This window comes from Loktanella sp. Alg231-35 (genome assembly GCF_900143545.1).
Classification (GTDB): domain Bacteria; phylum Pseudomonadota; class Alphaproteobacteria; order Rhodobacterales; family Rhodobacteraceae; genus Yoonia.
In genome coordinates, this window is record NZ_FREV01000002.1 from 194,895 (window position 1) to 211,287 (window position 16,393).

Sequence of the window (16,393 nt, forward strand, 5' to 3'; positions counted from 1 at the left end):
TGCGTCCAACTCATCAACAACCATCTGCGGCCTACTTTTCTGCTACTGATGAAACCATTACGCCAATTCGCAAGGGCTGTAAAACACGACTGTAGCGTACACCCGGTTAAGAAGTGCGAATGATCCTGCCCGAGGCGTCCGTTTGGGCACCTTCTGGCGTTGTTGGTCGCGCAGGTCTTTCGTTGCCCTCTGCATTGCGCTGCACGCGGCGCGGCACAACAGGGGCAACCACAGCTTCGGGAATTGCCGTGTCATTTCCATAATTATACAGCGGCAGTTCTGTGCGTGCGGCCAGTTTGGTCAATACGTCGATAGTGTCGATCAGGTGTTGCGTGAACGGGCCCGCGCCGCTGGCGTCCCACAGGTCATAGTCTTCGCCCGCCTGAATAGCCTTGAGCAACGACACTGGGAACACCGCGCCAAACTGCCCTTTCGTTTCGCGGTTGACGCGCTTGAGCACGCGCAAACGGTCCCGGTCCGTGATCAGCTTGTCGTAGCGAGTGATCAGCAGGATCGAGTTTTCGCGCACGGCATCGGGCATCGTTTCCCAGACCGCCGCCTCTGACTGTCGCCAGGCTTGGGTGGCGTGGGTACACCAGATCACAGCGTCGACCTCAGTCAGCATCCGTTCCCACACCTCTGACGACATATTGGGATCCGAAATGCCGGGAAAGTCGATCAGGTCGCAGACCTCAAGAATATCGCATTCCATGAAAAGACGGATGACGCGGGTTTCCTGAACCGGGATGTCTTCAAGGTTTTCGAGCGACACAGGTTCAGCCGTGCCATCAACATCAATCCGGTATGGATCGCCGGTGCCCATCGAAATCCAAACCGGTGACAGACGCGTCGCTGTGACCTTTTCGGGCAAAGGACGCGCGCCCATCAGCAGGTTGGACAGGGTACTTTTGCCAGCGCTAAATTCCCCCATCAGGGCAACGCGGGGCTTGCGGGGCGCTGCGGCGCTTTCGTCGGTCATTCAGCCTGTCCTTCGGATGCGTCTTCGATGGCTGCGTTGTCGCTGAGTTCATCGAAGATGTAGTCGAACAATTCGTCCCGCTCTTGCTGGGCCTTGATCCCGAAAATGCTTTCGAGGTCATCCATGTCAATTTCTGTCTTGGTGCTGATATCGCCCAAAAGTGCGCGTTGATCGGTGATGAATTCCTGCAATTCATGCACGGCTTTGGCGCGGATATCTTCGGCCTGGCGAATTTTCAGCTCATCGACAATCGGCGCTGTTTCAGCTTCGATCAGGTCATAGAACCCGCTGGCAAAGGCGCGATAGCCTTTGCGGCGCTTCCACCAGCCCTTCCACCAGGATGACTGCAGGTCGAGCGCGATAGTCTGACCCAATGAAACAGGTGCAGGGATTTCAGGTGCGGCGGGTGGCGTAATGGTGAAGTTTTCGACAGCAACGCCAAAGGCGGCGCGATAAGTCTCAGCCAAATCAGCCGCAGTTGCGCCATAGGCTTGCTGGCAGGTCGATGTCACGTTGCGGCGCATCACCTGATAGCTGGTGCGCAACAGCATGCGCAGGCCATCCGGGCTATATTGCCAAATCTCGTCTTCACCGTTGCTTTCCAGGTGTTGCAGCAGCGATTCCAGCGCGCGATCAAGGAAACGTTTGTGCGACTGGTCAACGCGCGATCCAAATTGCTGGAACACAATATCCAACCGATCGTTGAGGAACTTGAGGTTTTCTGTTTCCAGCTTTGCAAGATGCTCGCCCAACTCGGCCGGGGGCATCATCTCAAGCGTGTCGCCGTCAAGACGCATTGTCACCACGGCGTTGGATGCACGCACGCCGCCAACAAGGTTCAATGCGCGCTTACGTGACGCAGACAGAATCTCTGCGCCGGGGCCTTCGGAAATCCGTTCTGATATCGCACGGTAAAGCTGCGGCATGCCAGACAAATGCCAAACCATTTCATTGGTTTCCATCGTCGCTGTTTCGGCGCTCAGCGCGACTTCGGCCCAGTTGAACATGGCCTCGGCGCTGTCATCGACGATATCATCCATGTCTTCGCCAAGGGCGATATTGGCCCAATAAGCGCTGCCAAAGATCACTTCGGGGTTTTCGGGGCCATTGTTGTCAGCCAGCGTCTGCAGAATGCTGTCGCGGATTTCCGGGACTTGCTCTGCTGGGTTCGACAACTCGTCGATCCGGTTCACGAAAATGATGACTTCGCGCGCCTTCACGTTCGAGATCAGGCGGATCAGACCCATATCCATGGAGCTAAGCGCCTGGTGGGCCGACAGAACCACCACACAGTTGCGGCTGTCGCGCAGCGCATTGATGGTGATCTGTTCGCGCATCATGAAGGTATCGTTCACACCGGGTGTGTCACGGATACACAACGGCATCGGAACGGCCTTCGCCTCTAGATACAGATCAGCGGACTTTGTAATATCGGCAAAGCGACCCTGCTGGTCCTCTTCTTCGAGGTCCTCAAAATCGTCGCCCATGCAGACATAACGCTGCACCAGATCATCGGTCAGGTCGGCGTAGTTGTGTTTTTGGCCCAGCAACAACTCAAACTTGCGGCCAAGACGCATTTTGGTTTTGTCGCGCATCTCGTTGATTTGCTGTCGGACTTTTTCAAGCTCATCGTCAGCGCCGGCACGCGCAGAAAGCTCACCGATTCGCCCGCCATTCTCAACAAGGTGATCCCATTCGCCTTGGCTGAAAAACTGGAAACTCGCGGTCGGGGCATCCTCGGCCAGTGGCGTGTTGAGGTGCAAAGAAGTAACCACAGAGGTCCACGGATTGACGTCAGCGGGCAGCAGTTCAGGCCGGCCCACCATCGCATTCACCAGCGAGGTCTTACCTGCCTTGATCTGTCCGATCATCGTGATGCTAGGTTCAAATGTGCGTAACTGCTTGATAAGTTTTGTTGATTTCTTTTCGGCATCCTGGCCGCCAAGCTTCACGACGTCGGCAAGCGTCGCTTCCAGATCGGTCGCATCGTCATGGAAACCTTCAAGTTTTTCCAGGCCAAGTCGCATGAACGGGTGGTGTGCTGCCGGGACTTTATAACCGTCCCCTTTCGCCAGCTCTTCCATCTTCATTCTTGTCCGTCCTCAATTCCTATCCGAACCACCCTTATCAGGTGTTCGGCTCGCCGCCAAATCACGAGCATAACACTGTTTTATTGCCATAACGGAAACAGACCCAAGGGGCAAAAAAGTGACACTATTTACAACAACATTGCACCTGCTGCGCCACTCAGGCGGCGAGGTCTGCCTGCAACTCTTTCTTTATTTGGAGCATTAAGCTCACGGCTTCAAGGGCTGCGCTGTCGCGTTTTTCCATCTGCATCAGCTGAACCATATCGGCGGCATCAAATGCAGTGTCGCGAGCCCTTAGCAAGGACGGGTCCGAGTCGTCACCATTCTCATTAAGATAGTCTGTAAGCCATTGAATTTGCTCAACTGTCAGCGCCATGATCGCAGATGGGGCGTTTTTGCCGCTGGTTTCAATGGTCTGCGCCAACACATCGCCTTGTTCCTCAAGGTAAGCGACAACATGCTCGTAGGCATCGCGGGTCGCGTCAGAGAGAATGACTTGCACCGGGGCTGGAGCAGCAGCAGGTGCGGCGGGGGCTGGTTCCGGCTCAGGATCGGTTGCCGCTTGCTTGGCCGCAGTTTTCTTCTCGGCGATGGCTCGCAAACGGGTCATGGCCGGGCTCTCACCCGGCGTTGCACGGTCTTGTGGCGGGGCAACCGATTCTGGGGTTGGCGCCGGCTCTGGCTTTGGTTCTGCGGCCGGTTCTGGCGCAGGTGCTGCAGCTTCTGGTTCAGGCGGCGCCAGCGTTTCTTCCTCTGGTGCGCTGGCGGGTTCTGGTATGGGTTCGGGCGTTTTTTCTGCAGTTTTCAGTGCAGCCAAGTCGTCAGCGTGTTGGTGCAAGAGTACATCGGCCATATCAACGACGGATTGTCGGCCCATCTCAACCTGTTTCAATACGGCCGAGATCAGTGCAAGCCCGCCGCTTCCGCGCATTTTGTCTTTGTTGACGCTGCCATCTGCCTGTCTTGAGGCAATTGCGCTCAACGTGGCGATGGGCAGGATTTGATTGAATTCATCCTTCGCCATTGACTGCACAGAGGCCACTGTGGCGTCGAGAACACCCTCATCCTGCAGCTCATCGGCCTTTGTGATCATCAGGAACGCATGATCCTTCAGCGTATCTGGCATAGCGGCCCAGATACCGCGCTCAACATCGCCAAAGCCTTGGGTGCACCAAAGAGCCACATCACTGCGTTTGGCAGCCCATTGGCTGGCTTTATGGACAGCGGTGGGATCATCAGGGGCCACGACCTCGAGCACGGTGATCTTGGCCAAGGCGGGCAGCGGCAGTTGCATATCCACAAAAACCGGCGTCAGCGCGGCGATGGCATGGGGATCCGCACCCGCAACAACTTGTTTGCTGCCATCGGGCAAGGTGCAGGTCGCGCTGGGCGTCTCACCATGAGAAAGCTGCATCGTTGGCAGGGAAAGCCCTTCGAGCAGCACGTCACTGCCCACCAAAAGGTTCAGAACAGCCGACTTTCCCGACTTTGGCATGCCCATAATGGCAAGGCGCACCGGCTTTTGCAGGCGCGCCAAAAGCGTTTCCGCTTTTCCATGAACATCATCTGGAAGCAGGCCGCTTTCCACGGCCAACTTCAATTCGGCCTGGACCCGGTTCCCCAGTGATTGATTCGACATTACTTACCTCCGGCGGCGAGTTTAGCCGGCGGCTCTGCCGCTTCAACCTCCTGTGTGCTGTCTGGTTTATTTCCGGTGACTTTGACGGTCTTGATCGGGCGCACTTCCTTGATCGCGGGGGTGTCCGCCTTGGCGGCAACCTTTTCTACTCCATCAAGTTCAACAACGCGGGTGATGGTTGCTGTGTGGCTGTCCACATGGCCGACAGGCTTGGCGCGGATGGCGCGGATAACCGGCTTGTTGTGGTTTAGTTTGATGACAGAGAACGTGCAGTTGTCCTGATCAGGATCGGCCAGAGCCTCAATCGCTTCAAGAAGATGTCCTGCAATCTCTGCTGCCTTCTTGCGGCGGTAGCGTTGCAGGATCTTCTGGATCTGCGCTTCTTCCAGATATTGCAAGCCATCGCTTGAGACGACGACGATATCACCAACCTGAAGTTCAAATGGTGTCTTTGGGCAATCCGATTTTGCAACGCGATCACCTAGAATCACCGAAGTAAGACAGTTGCGATCTGGGTGGTTGCGCCCGGCCTCTTCATCCAGAAGGCCCGATTGCACCATGAAATCAATCTGAGGAGCCATCGAATGGTCCTCATTGAGTTGCTTCATCTTGCCGCCACGGAAATGGTACAGCGGGCTGTCACCAATCGACATCCAGTACATGCGGTTTTCCACCAACACGAGCGAAACAAGGGTTGCACCCATGCCGCGTGTATCGGGGTGCCGCTTGACGTGATCACGCACAACTTCGTTGGCGTTGCGTGCGGCGGTTGTCAGATACTGTGGGATTTCGCCTTCAAAGTCACCAAAGTTTGCACTTTCAAACTTCAGCTCACTAAAGACTTCGGTCACGACGATCTTACTCGCCACATCACCTGCGGCATGGCCGCCCATACCGTCAGCAAGAACGACGACCCCACTATCCGCCCCAAAGGGGAAGTCAGCAACAATTGCGTCTTCTTGGTAGTCTCGTCCGCCTTGGCAAATAGCCGAGGCTACATCAAAACGAGGTTCAGGCGATCGCCACATCTTCGTCCTCCCCGGCAGCGCCGTCGGTCCAATTAAATGATTTTCCACACAATCCAATAAAGCGAAGCGTTGTTTCACCGATACGGATCACGTCGCCTGTTTTCAGCGTTTCATTGCTGATCAAGGGCTTGTTGTTCAAGCGCACGATATTTGATTTACCACCATGGCCCAGCAGGAATTCCTTGCTGTCTTCGTCGTAAACGATTGCCGCATGGTTCATGCGTGAAATGGAGTTGTCGCCAAAATCAAGCTGCACGGCCTGATCCTCGCCACGTCCAATCTGTGACATGCCTGACATCAACGAAAAACTCTCACCGCGGCCTGGGCCATCAGCCACAACAATCCAGCCAACAGGAAACTTTACGCTTTTGGTGGGGGCTGCTTTCGGCGCGTCATTGAACAGATCAACAACCTCGCCGTCGGATTTATCAAAGCCGATCAATCGGGTCTTTGTGCGGCGCGACCGGGCAGGCGAGCGTGACGCGGCGGCGGATGCCGCTGCGGACGCAGGTGTAGGTACTGCGGGGGCTTCCACCACTGGTGCAGCAGGTGCCGGTGCAGGCGTTGCAGCCGCGGGCGCCACATCATCGTCTTCAAGATCCCAAATGTTTACGGCAGGCTGTGCTGGTGCGCTCTTGGGTTCTTCGACCTCAACAACGCGTACCTCGGATTTGACCCGATCGGTCACATCTGCCAGATCAGCATTTGCGGCGTCGGCCTCACTGACCATGGATCCGATGGTCTCTCGGTAGGATTGCTCAAGGGATTCAACGCCTTGCGCGCGCCGTTTTGCGGGCTCGTTGCGCTTCTTTCCGAGCAGATCACGAATGAATTTCATCTTACCAACCTTCCAAATTACGTCGCTGTCGGGATGCTTACACAAACCGCCTGCGAATTTACTCTGCCGCGCCCTCATAGGCGAATGATGCAACCCACAGGCTGCCTTCGCGTTGAACCGCGAACATAAACTGCTCTGTCCCTCCACCGATTTCACGGTCGAGGATCGTCATAAGTGTATCACGTTCATCCACTGTTTCGCCTGTTGGGATGTATGATGTGATCACGTCACCAATGCGCAGGCCGCCTTCTTGCTCGCTTGGCAAAGATGCAACCTTGGTCAACCAGCCAGAACCAGCAAAGACCGTTTCAAATTCCGTACCATCGGTCAGGGCAACTTCCTGAATGACAGGAAGGAACCATGCATGCTGCGCTGTTTCGCCAGATGATGGGTTCAGCGTGTCGAATGTCACGCTGACAGTCGGTGACAGTTCTTCAGCAGGAGTTTGAGCGCGCAGTACGTCCGCAATATCTGCAATTGCGTCAACGGAGATCCCGTTCACGCCGGTAATCACCAGGCCGGGTTCAACCCAGATAGGGGAGACAGGTCCAGCCTCGGCAATAATGTTGGATTGCTGGCCTGCCGCAACAAATGGCAGTTGCACAGTCCAGTCGGCGGAAACATCGCTGACTTCGGGGAGGATTTCATTGCCTGGTGTAACAGCCGCGATCTCAACCTCTGGACCTGCGCCAATTTCGGCCACTGTGTTTGGCGTAGCGGGCAGGGTCATCGCTGCAGTGTCGGCATCAGCGACAGGACGATTTGCCGTCTGATCAGGGAATTCAGCGTTCGCAACAGGCTCTGTCGCCGCAGGGCGCGGTGTTTCGACCGGCTCTGGCAGCGGTTCTGGCGCTGGAACGGTTGCCAGCTCTACGCTTTCAGGGCGTGCGGATGGGCGCACAACAGGTGTCGGCGCATCCGCAATTTCAGGGCCTTCAACAACAGCCGGAGTTTCTGCAACCGGATCAGTTTCGGCCTGTGTTTCAGCAGGGGCCGCAGGTGGTTCGACAGCGACCTCTGGGGCAGCTGCTACGATTTCTTCCTCAGCGGGCAGCACTGCCACAAACGAATTCTCGGGCACTTCAACAACCTCAGGCTCCGCAGGCGTTTCGGCCACAACTGGGTCCGCAGGTGTTTCAGCAACAACTGGTGCTTCTGGCGTTTCGACGACGGTTGTTTCAGGTGCCGGTGTCTCAACAACAGGCGTTGCAGCCTGCTCAACCACAGGAGCGGCTTCTTCGCCACCGCCCATGACAAATACGCCAACGCCAACCAGCAGAGCAACAGCCGCAGCAGAGCCAAGCAGAATAGGCATTTTCGACTTCTGCTCGGACGCAGTGGCCGGGGCAGCGGCGGCAGGTGCTGCGGCTGTTTCAACAGCAGCAGCGGTGGCAACCTTCAGCGGAGTAACATTGCCTTGCGCCCCGTCAATCATTGCAACCCACTCTTTGGCGGATTGAACGCGGTTCTTTGGCAGAACGGCAAGCGCCTTGTCCATAGCGGCGAGGAAATCGTTCTCATAGTCAGCGAAGCGACCTGAAAGCGGCTCATATGGATCGGCTTCACCAGAGGCGATAGCGGCCAGGCGAGCTTGCGAGTTTGGTGGCACATCGCCGGAAATCAGGTGGTAGAACGATGCACCCAGTGCATAAAGGTCACTGCTTGGGCTTTGCTCTGACCCGGCAATGTAGAATTCCTGTGGCGAATAGCCGTCTTTGACAACGCGCAGTGCGGAAAGGACACGGCTTTGCTTCGTCGCTTCTTCGCGGGCAGCACCAAAATCGATCAGAACAGGGTGGAATTCCTTGTTGATCAGAATGTTGTCGGGCGAAATGTCGCGGTGCAGGATGCCCTGGTCGTGGATAAAGCCAACAGCGCCCAGAACTTCCTTGAGGATCGATTTGATCTGTACCGGTGTCAGACCGTGGTTGGGATCTTCGATTGTATCAAGCAGGTCGCGACCTTCAACAAAGTCGAGCGCCATATAAGCTGTGTCGTTGTCCTCAAATACCTGATGGACGCCAACGATATTGGGGTGATCCAGCTTTGCCAGGCTACGGGCCTCTTGCACGAACAGACGGACAATTGACTTCAACTCATTCTGGTGCGCACGCGAACGGGCTTGCACCACGTAGCGGCTGCGACGGCAGAAAGCGCCGGGGAAACACTCTTTGATGACGATCTTCCGATCAAGGCTGTCATGGGCCAGATAGGTAATGCCGAACCCGCCAGCATTCAGGAAGCTCTCGATGGTGTACTGGCCGTGCATCAACTTGGTGCCGGGCTTCAGTTCATCGACAAAGTTGTCCTTGTCGTCAGAGTTCTCTTTTTCTTGCGCCTTCGCCATTCTTACATCCAGCTCTCAACATCCCATGGCCAATAAGACTCACCTATTGGCCGCTATTTTTAGGTCTCACTCAAATTAGGCCAAAAAGTGACGCTAACTTGTTGTTTCGTGGTTCTTAATCGACGTATTTCGCGGTCATTACAGCCCGCATTTGAAACAGTGACCGGCAAGTTTTCGCCGATTCACCCCTATTTTAACTGAAAACTCACCATTTCTATGTCGATGGTGTGTTCGAAAAAAAATGACTTGGAAACATACGCTCTTCTCATGCTCTCTCCCGGTTTGGTCCGGGTTTTGTCTGTGCTTTGCACATTTGTCAGGCACGGGTGTCACGCTTTGTTGAGTCTTTTCACCCGATTCGATCCGTTGAGTATAGCCGCGGGAATGTTGCAGATGCAGCATCAGTGCTACGGAATGTCTCATACTGTTGCATAGGCTCCCCTGACGGATTTCTGCCCTCCAATGTCAGCAGCCTGACTGCGCACCCTTTTCCTTCCGGCATCGCCACACTAGGTTCGTCTGACCAAATAAAGGTCATCCCATGTCCACAATCGTATCTGTCCAAAATCTGCGCAAGGCATACGCCGGTGGGTTTGAGGCGCTCAAGTCAGTCAACCTTGATATCGAGGAGGGTGAAATCCTCGCTCTGCTGGGGCCAAATGGTGCGGGCAAAACGACATTGATCTCAACCATCTGCGGGATCACATTGCCCACGTCGGGTAGCATCACCGTAGGCGGGCATGACACGATCACTGATTTTCGCGCGGCCCGCGCGCTGATCGGGTTGGTCCCACAAGAGATCAACCTTGAACCGTTTGAGACGGTGATGAACACCGTCAGCTTTTCGCGCGGACTGTTTGGCAAGTCGCGCGACGATGCCTTTGTTGAGAAACTGTTGGGGCAGCTTTCGTTGGCCGATAAGAAGAACAACAAGGTCATGACGCTGTCGGGCGGTATGAAACGCCGGGTGCTGATCGCCAAAGCGCTGGCCCATGAACCGCGAGTGCTGTTCCTTGATGAACCGACCGCTGGTGTGGACGTCGAGTTGCGTAAAGACATGTGGGACGTGGTGGCGGACCTGAAGGCCTCTGGCGTCACGATCATCCTGACGACCCACTATATCGAAGAGGCGGAAGCCATCGCTGATCGCGTTGGCGTTATCAACAAGGGTGAGATTCTGTTGGTACAGGACAAAGCAGACCTGATGGCGCAGATGGGCAAGAAGCAGTTGCGCATCGAGCTGGCCACACCTGCCGCCGAAATCCCGGCGGCACTTGGCAACTACGATCTTGTCCGCGCTGAAGATGGCCTGAGCATCACCTATTCCTACGACAGCACCGGCGAGCGGACCGGGATCACAACGCTGCTGAATGATTTGCAAAAGGCGGGGTTGCAGATGACAGACATCCAGACCCAACAAAGCAGCCTTGAGGATATCTTTGTCGGCCTCGTAAAGGAAACAGCATGAACCTGAACGCCGTCCTGACCATCTATGTCTTCGAGATGAAGCGCTTCTTCCGCACCCTGACGCAAAGCTTTATCTCGCCTGTACTGTCGACCTCGCTCTACTTTGTCGTCTTCGGCGCCGCCATCGGCAGCCGCATCGAAACGGTTGAAGACGTCAGCTATGGCGCGTTCATTGTGCCGGGGTTGATCATGCTGTCTGTGATGACGCAGGCAACCGCGAACGCAAGCTTTGGCATCTACTTCCCAAAATTCATCGGGACGATCTATGAGTTGCTGTCGGCACCTGTCAGCTTTCTTGAGATTGTCGCAGGTTACGTTGGTGCAGCTGCGACCAAGGCGCTGTTCATCGGGGTGATCATTCTTGTGACGGCTTTCTTCTTTGTCGATATCCAGATTGCGCACCCGTTGGCGATGATTGCATTCCTCGTGCTGACCTGTGTCAGCTTTGCCCTACTGGGCTTTATCATCGGCATCTGGGCGGGCAATTTCGAACAACTACAACTGATCCCATTGCTGGTGATCACACCGCTCGTTTTCCTGGGTGGGTCGTTTTATTCGATCACCATGTTGCCTCCGATCTGGCAGAAGGTGACGCTGTTCAATCCGGTGGTTTATCTGATCAGCGGGTTCCGCTGGTCGTTCTTCGGCACTGCTGATGTCAGCATAGGTGTCTCACTCTTAGCCATTGCGCTGTTTACCGGCGCGTGCCTTGCCTTCATCTGGTGGATTTTCCGTACCGGCTGGCGGATCAGGCAGTGAGACTTGTGCGGGAACAATGAAAGTCTAAATACTCAGATATGAAAAGATTTATCCCCTTCATGAAATCAGATCCTTTTGTCGCCGTCATTCGGCTGCAGGGGGCTATCGCCAATTCCGGACGCGGGCTGGACAATCCCAGCCTTGGACCGGTCATTGAAAAAGCCTTCTCCAAGGGCAAACCCTCTGCCGTCGCGCTTGAGATCAACTGCCCCGGTGGTTCGCCAGTGCAGTCGTCGCTGATCGCCTCGCGTATCCGGCGGCTGGCGGATGAGAAAAAGATCCCGGTCTTCGCCTTTGTCGAAGATGTCGCGGCCTCTGGTGGCTATTGGCTGGCCTGTGCTGCGGATGAGATTTTCATCGACAGCTGTTCCATCACGGGTTCAATCGGTGTGATCAGTGCGGGTTTCGGCGCGCAGGACGCGATTGAAAAACTCGGTGTGCAGCGCCGGGTGCATACCGCTGGCAAATCGAAGTCGATGATGGATCCGTTCAAACCCGAAAAGCCTGCGGATGTGAAAAAACTCAAAGGCTGGCTGGAAGACCTGCACGCGACCTTCATCGACTATGTGAAATCGCGGCGCGGAACAAAGCTGTCTGACAATCCTGACCTGTTCACCGGCGAAGTCTATATCGGTCAGAAGGGAATTGATGAGGGGCTTGTTGACGGTATCGGCCACTTGGCGCCCGTGATGAAAGACCGCTTTGGCGACAAAGTGCAATTCCGCCGCTACGGTCAGAAAAAACCCCTGCTGGCTTGTTTCGGCGCGCAGATTGTGGATGATGCCGTCGCGGGCATCGAAGAACGCGCAGCTTTTGCGAGGTTCGGTCTTTGATCATCAAAGCCATCTTTTTCTTTCTGGCTTTCATGCTGGTGCTGGCGATGTTCGGCAAATGGCGGTTTCCGGGTCAAGAACGTCTGGCGCAGGCCAAATGCCCCAAATGCCTGCGCTATCGCATCGGCAAAGGACCATGCCAATGCGAGAAACCTCGCAAATGAGGGCGCTGGTGACAGGTGCAGGCGCGCGGCTTGGTCAGGCGATGGCGCTCTATCTGGGGCAACGCGGTTATGATGTGGCTATACACTACGCAGGTTCTGAGGCAGGCGCGCGGGATACTGTGGCTGGGCTCGAAGCGTTGGGTCGTTCCGGCGTCGCCTTGCAGGCGGACCTGTTGGACGAAGATGCTACTCAGGCTTTGGTCGACAGTGCGGCAGATGCGCTGGGCGGTCCGCTGACATGTTTGGTGAACAACGCGTCAATCTTTGAATATGACAGCCTTGAGAGCGCCAGTCGCCAAAGCTGGGACCGGCATATGGAATCCAATCTGCGCGCGCCTTTCGTCCTGACGCAGAATTTTGCAGCACAAGTGCCTGATCCGGTGATTGATGACATGGGCGAGCCGGTGGCGCAGGGGCTCATCGTCAACATGCTGGATCAGCGCATCCACAAACTGACCCCCGAATTCATGAGCTACACCATCGCCAAGATGGGTCTCTGGACGATGACCCGCACAACGGCACAGGCGTTGGCGCCAAAGGTCCGGGTCAATGGTATCGGGCCGGGGCCAACCTTGCAGGGCCACAGACAAAGCAAGAGTCACTTTGACAGACAGCGGGCTGCAACGATCCTCAAGCGCGGTGCAAACCCTGCGGATATCACCGCAGCCTTGGGATACTTCCTTGATGCACCCGGTGTGACAGGTCAAATGCTGGCCGTTGATGGCGGTCAACACCTCGCATGGGAGACCCCGGATGTCCTTGGCGTGGAGTAGCAGCCGCAGCAAGTTGTACACGGCCTAGCTCATGCATTCACGAAACTGTCACAAAGCGCCTATTTTTCAATGCTTTAAGCATATATCAATAAAAATATTGTTGATTATCAATTATTTACAAAACTGCCTATTTTTTAGGCAATTCGTGGAAACCTGCCAAATACAACGGAAAAATCACGCTCGTGGGGATTTGCCCACGGAGTTATCCACAGAAACCGTGGATGCCTTTTCTCTTGTCCTAGCCGCGTTACCATTGCAGCCAATGAAGAATCACAGAAAAATCTCATGACAGTCTCGCAAACCCCACCAACCAAGTCTGGATACGACGTGATCCAGGGATACTTGCGGACGCTGGACGCGTCGCCGGGTGTTTACCGGATGCTCGATGCGGATAGTCGTGTGCTCTACGTTGGTAAGGCGCGAAACCTCAAGGCGCGCGTGTCGAACTATGCGCGCCCTGGCCAGCATTCGCCGCGGATTACACGGATGATCCGCGAAACTGCCAGTATGATGTTCCTGACTACCCGGACCGAGACAGAGGCGCTGTTGCTTGAACAGAACCTGATCAAACAACTCAAACCGCGTTACAACGTCCTGCTGCGCGACGACAAATCATTCCCCAATATTCTGGTCACCAAGGATCACTCCTTTCCGATGATCAAGAAGCATCGCGGCGCAAAGAAGCAGAAGGGCGATTACTACGGCCCCTTTGCTGGGGCGGGCGCGGTCAACCGCACGCTGAACCAGTTGCAGCGTGTGTTTCTGCTGCGCAACTGCACTGACAGCGATTTTGAAACGCGGACGCGACCATGTCTGCAATATCAGATCAAGCGGTGCTCTGGTCCTTGCTGCGGGTTGATCTCGGCGGAGGACTACGCAGCCTCTGTGCAGGACGCGCAGAAATTCCTGCAAGGCCGGACCAAAGGTATTCAGGAAGCGCTCGCCAATCAGATGCAGGCCGCAAGCGCCGAGATGGAGTTCGAGCGTGCCGCTGCCCTGCGCGATCGGATCAAGGCGCTGACGCAGGTGCAATCGGCGCAAGGCATCAATCCGCAAAGCACGCCAGAGGCTGATGTGATTGCCCTGCATACCGACGGTGGCCAAGCGTGCGTGCAGGTATTCTTTATCCGCGCCAACCAGAACTGGGGCAACCACGACTACTATCCGCGTATCTCGGGTGACGAAGATGCGTCCGAGGTGATGGAAGCCTTCGTTGGCCAGTTCTATTCCAACCGCGAGCCGCCAAAGATGCTGATCTTGTCGCATGGTTTGGACAATGACGATCTGATGGCGCAGGCCTTGGCTGAAAAGGCCGCGCGCAAGGTCGAGATCATCGTGCCCCAACGTGGTGAAAAGGCGGAGCTGGTCCATTCCGCCCTGCGCAACGCTCGCGAAAGCCTTGCGCGTAAGATGTCGGAAACGGCCACCCAAGCGCGGTTGCTCAAGGGTGTGGGAGAGGCGTTTGAACTGGACGAGGTGCCGCAGCGGATCGAGGTCTATGACAACTCGCACATTCAAGGCGCCCATGCCGTTGGGGCCATGGTTGTGGCCGGGCCTGATGGTTTCGACAAAAACCAGTACCGCAAGTTCAATATCAAGGACGCAACCCTTACCCCCGGCGATGACTTTGGCATGATGAAAGAGGTCCTGACCCGCCGCTTCCAACGCCTGCTGAAAGAAGACCCCGAGCGCACGCAAGGCACATGGCCTGATCTGCTGCTGATTGATGGGGGGCAAGGGCAGGTGAGTGCTGTGCGCGAAATCATGGACGATCTTGGCGTCAGCGATATCCCAATGGTTGGCGTGGCCAAGGGCGAAGACCGCGACGCAGGCAAAGAAGAGTTCCACCGCACGGGCAAGCCGGTGATGGCGCTGCGGCACAACGACCCTGTGCTCTATTTCATCCAGCGGATGCGGGACGAGGTCCACCGCTTTGCCATTGGCACGCACCGGGCCAAACGATCTAAGGCTATTGGCGCAACACCTCTGGATGATGTGCCTGGCGTCGGGGCCACCCGCAAACGCGCGCTATTGGCGCATTTCGGTTCCGCCAAAGCTGTCGCGCGGGCAAATCTGGCAGATCTCAAAGCAGTGGACGGCGTGTCAGCGAAGCTGGCGCAAACGGTCTATGATTTCTTTCACGAGAATGGGTAGCCTGGGCACCCCGGTCAGCGCCTCGGGTCTGCATCTAGCCTACGATTCCTTTTCTGCGCAGTGTCAATCATTTGCAGAAATGGGCCGACACTCCGTCGGGCAATATCTTCAACTTCCTTGAACCCGGCCAAGAACTCCAGATCGTCAATAACCTCGTCCATCAAATTCCGATAGGCCAAATTGTTAAACTTAAAGCCTGTTTCGGCCATGAAGATTTCCCCGGAATTTGTGTCCAGTAGTATGTCATGAGAATAGAATCCGGGGCCAATCGCCGCGACCACGCCATCCGCAATATTCTGCAGTCGGTCCATGTTTTGTATAACAAATCGCCGAAAAAAGTCATTCAGAAGGTGACTATCTACTGGGGTGTTTTTGCTATGAACACATGGGCTGCCTTCCGACACAGGCCGCGCTCTCATCACTGTATGTGTAATGGTTGCGCCGACGCACATCAAACGAACAGAGATGTAGTACTGCTCACCTTCATATTCGGCGCGTGTGTCGATCAGGCTGGTGTTATATCGGTCGGGGCTAAGGTCCGCGCCAGTTGATACCGTGTAGACGGCCGCACCGGAATCATTGTTGTCATTGGAAAAGACAGCTTCGGTTGCGGTACTTGTTTCAAACAGCTTTGGCATCGGCACGTTGCGTTCGGAAAAAAACGCGTTGGCACGACGCTTGTCGCTGATAATCCGGCCTATTTCTGGGGGATGGCAGACAAGATCCGCCATATCAAGGATATCATCCAATCCCGGCTGTTCTGGAATGAATCCAACCTCGCGATAGATCATAACAACGATAGACTTTTGCGCGTTTTGGATTGCCCTTTGCAGCGCGCTGGGCGTTGTCACAAACACGGTTCCATACCCATGGTCCCGAAGGCCATCGCAGAATGTCGGCAAAAAGCGGTAAGCCGTGACCTTTCCACCATGCGCGAACTTGTTTTTTGAAAGGCCAGCGAAGATTACAGTGGCCGTAGGTGTCTCCGGCTGCGGCGTGCTTATCAGCGCCTCAAGTTGCTTAGCTTCGACAAGGCGCTTTGCTCGTTTGCGTATCTTTGCGCCGATCTTGTTGGTTTTTTGCGGATGAATTTCAGCATTTCAGATTTCTTTTCACAGTCGAATCAATTTTGTAATCGCACATTGCAGTTCAGAACCGCTGTCCGATTATAGCGCTCGTGCGCTATTCAACCACCCAATTCTAGTACGAGATGGGTAGCGATGCTTGAGTGCGACGGACGTCCGCAGACGCAGGGCGAAGTCAGAAATTTCTGGCGCAAACGTCTGTGACTTCTTTCACGAGAATGGTTGACACCATAGCGA

Annotated in this window: 13 protein-coding genes; 6 read left to right on the forward strand and 7 right to left on the reverse strand. The window is 55.5% G+C overall.

Translation table 11 applies throughout. From position 1 onward, the window contains the following. Nucleotides 1-106: 106 nt before the first annotated feature. The 6 genes from DHN10_RS04565 to DHN10_RS04590 all read right to left on the reverse strand — a co-directional run bounded on the left by DHN10_RS04565 (nucleotide 107) and on the right by DHN10_RS04590 (nucleotide 8,921). The gene (locus tag DHN10_RS04565) at nucleotides 107-979 is read right to left on the reverse strand and encodes a dynamin family protein (RefSeq protein ID WP_108814070.1); all 873 of its coding nucleotides are present in this window, start codon (nucleotides 977-979) and stop codon (nucleotides 107-109) included. Next, the gene (locus DHN10_RS04570) at nucleotides 976-3,069 is read right to left on the reverse strand and encodes a dynamin family protein (RefSeq protein ID WP_108814071.1); all 2,094 of its coding nucleotides are present in this window, start codon (nucleotides 3,067-3,069) and stop codon (nucleotides 976-978) included. The genes DHN10_RS04565 and DHN10_RS04570 overlap by 4 nt, the downstream gene beginning before the upstream one ends. 157 nt (nucleotides 3,070-3,226) lie before the next feature. Beyond that, the gene (locus DHN10_RS04575; protein ID WP_108814072.1) at nucleotides 3,227-4,708 is read right to left on the reverse strand and encodes a hypothetical protein; all 1,482 of its coding nucleotides are present in this window, start codon (nucleotides 4,706-4,708) and stop codon (nucleotides 3,227-3,229) included. Continuing rightward, nucleotides 4,708-5,736: a PP2C family protein-serine/threonine phosphatase gene (locus tag DHN10_RS04580; protein WP_108814073.1), complete on the reverse strand. Its 1,029-nt coding sequence runs from the start codon at nucleotides 5,734-5,736 to the stop codon at nucleotides 4,708-4,710. Before DHN10_RS04580 ends, DHN10_RS04575 begins: the two co-directional genes overlap by 1 nt. Beyond that, nucleotides 5,720-6,574, reverse strand: coding sequence for an FHA domain-containing protein (locus DHN10_RS04585; protein ID WP_108814074.1), 855 nt, complete (start codon nucleotides 6,572-6,574; stop codon nucleotides 5,720-5,722). Before DHN10_RS04585 ends, DHN10_RS04580 begins: the two co-directional genes overlap by 17 nt. Before the next feature lie 58 nt (nucleotides 6,575-6,632). Next, complete coding sequence (locus DHN10_RS04590) at nucleotides 6,633-8,921, reverse strand: serine/threonine-protein kinase (protein WP_108814075.1); 2,289 nt, start codon at nucleotides 8,919-8,921, stop codon at nucleotides 6,633-6,635. Nucleotides 8,922-9,462: 541 nt separating this feature from the next. Between DHN10_RS04590 and DHN10_RS04595 the strand changes: the two genes are divergently transcribed. The 6 genes from DHN10_RS04595 (at nucleotide 9,463) to uvrC (ending at nucleotide 15,071) form a co-directional block, all read left to right on the forward strand. Then, nucleotides 9,463-10,389 carry an ABC transporter ATP-binding protein gene (locus DHN10_RS04595; protein WP_108814076.1) on the forward strand — a complete coding sequence of 309 codons (927 nt, stop codon included), beginning with the start codon at nucleotides 9,463-9,465 and terminating at the stop codon, nucleotides 10,387-10,389. Next, on the forward strand, nucleotides 10,386-11,147 hold the full coding sequence (locus DHN10_RS04600; protein WP_108814077.1) for an ABC transporter permease: 762 nt from the start codon (nucleotides 10,386-10,388) through the stop codon (nucleotides 11,145-11,147). Before DHN10_RS04595 ends, DHN10_RS04600 begins: the two co-directional genes overlap by 4 nt. Before the next feature lie 38 nt (nucleotides 11,148-11,185). Beyond that, entirely contained in the window at nucleotides 11,186-11,980 is a 795-nt protein-coding gene (locus DHN10_RS04605) for a S49 family peptidase (RefSeq protein ID WP_108814078.1), read from the forward strand. Continuing rightward, a complete protein-coding gene (locus tag DHN10_RS19655) occupies nucleotides 11,977-12,144 on the forward strand; it encodes a hypothetical protein (protein WP_159086916.1) in 168 nt (55 codons plus the stop codon). The genes DHN10_RS04605 and DHN10_RS19655 overlap by 4 nt, the downstream gene beginning before the upstream one ends. Beyond that, nucleotides 12,141-12,917: an SDR family oxidoreductase gene (locus DHN10_RS04610; RefSeq protein ID WP_234417064.1), complete on the forward strand. Its 777-nt coding sequence runs from the start codon at nucleotides 12,141-12,143 to the stop codon at nucleotides 12,915-12,917. Before DHN10_RS19655 ends, DHN10_RS04610 begins: the two co-directional genes overlap by 4 nt. 285 nt (nucleotides 12,918-13,202) lie before the next feature. Continuing rightward, nucleotides 13,203-15,071, forward strand: a complete 1,869-nt coding sequence (uvrC, locus tag DHN10_RS04615; RefSeq protein ID WP_108814080.1) for an excinuclease ABC subunit UvrC — start codon at nucleotides 13,203-13,205, stop codon at nucleotides 15,069-15,071. A 14-nt stretch (nucleotides 15,072-15,085) separates the two neighbouring features. Here uvrC and DHN10_RS04620 read toward each other — a convergent pair whose 3' ends face one another. After that, nucleotides 15,086-15,922 carry a hypothetical protein gene (locus tag DHN10_RS04620; RefSeq protein WP_159086917.1) on the reverse strand — a complete coding sequence of 279 codons (837 nt, stop codon included), beginning with the start codon at nucleotides 15,920-15,922 and terminating at the stop codon, nucleotides 15,086-15,088. Nucleotides 15,923-16,393 lie beyond the last annotated feature (471 nt).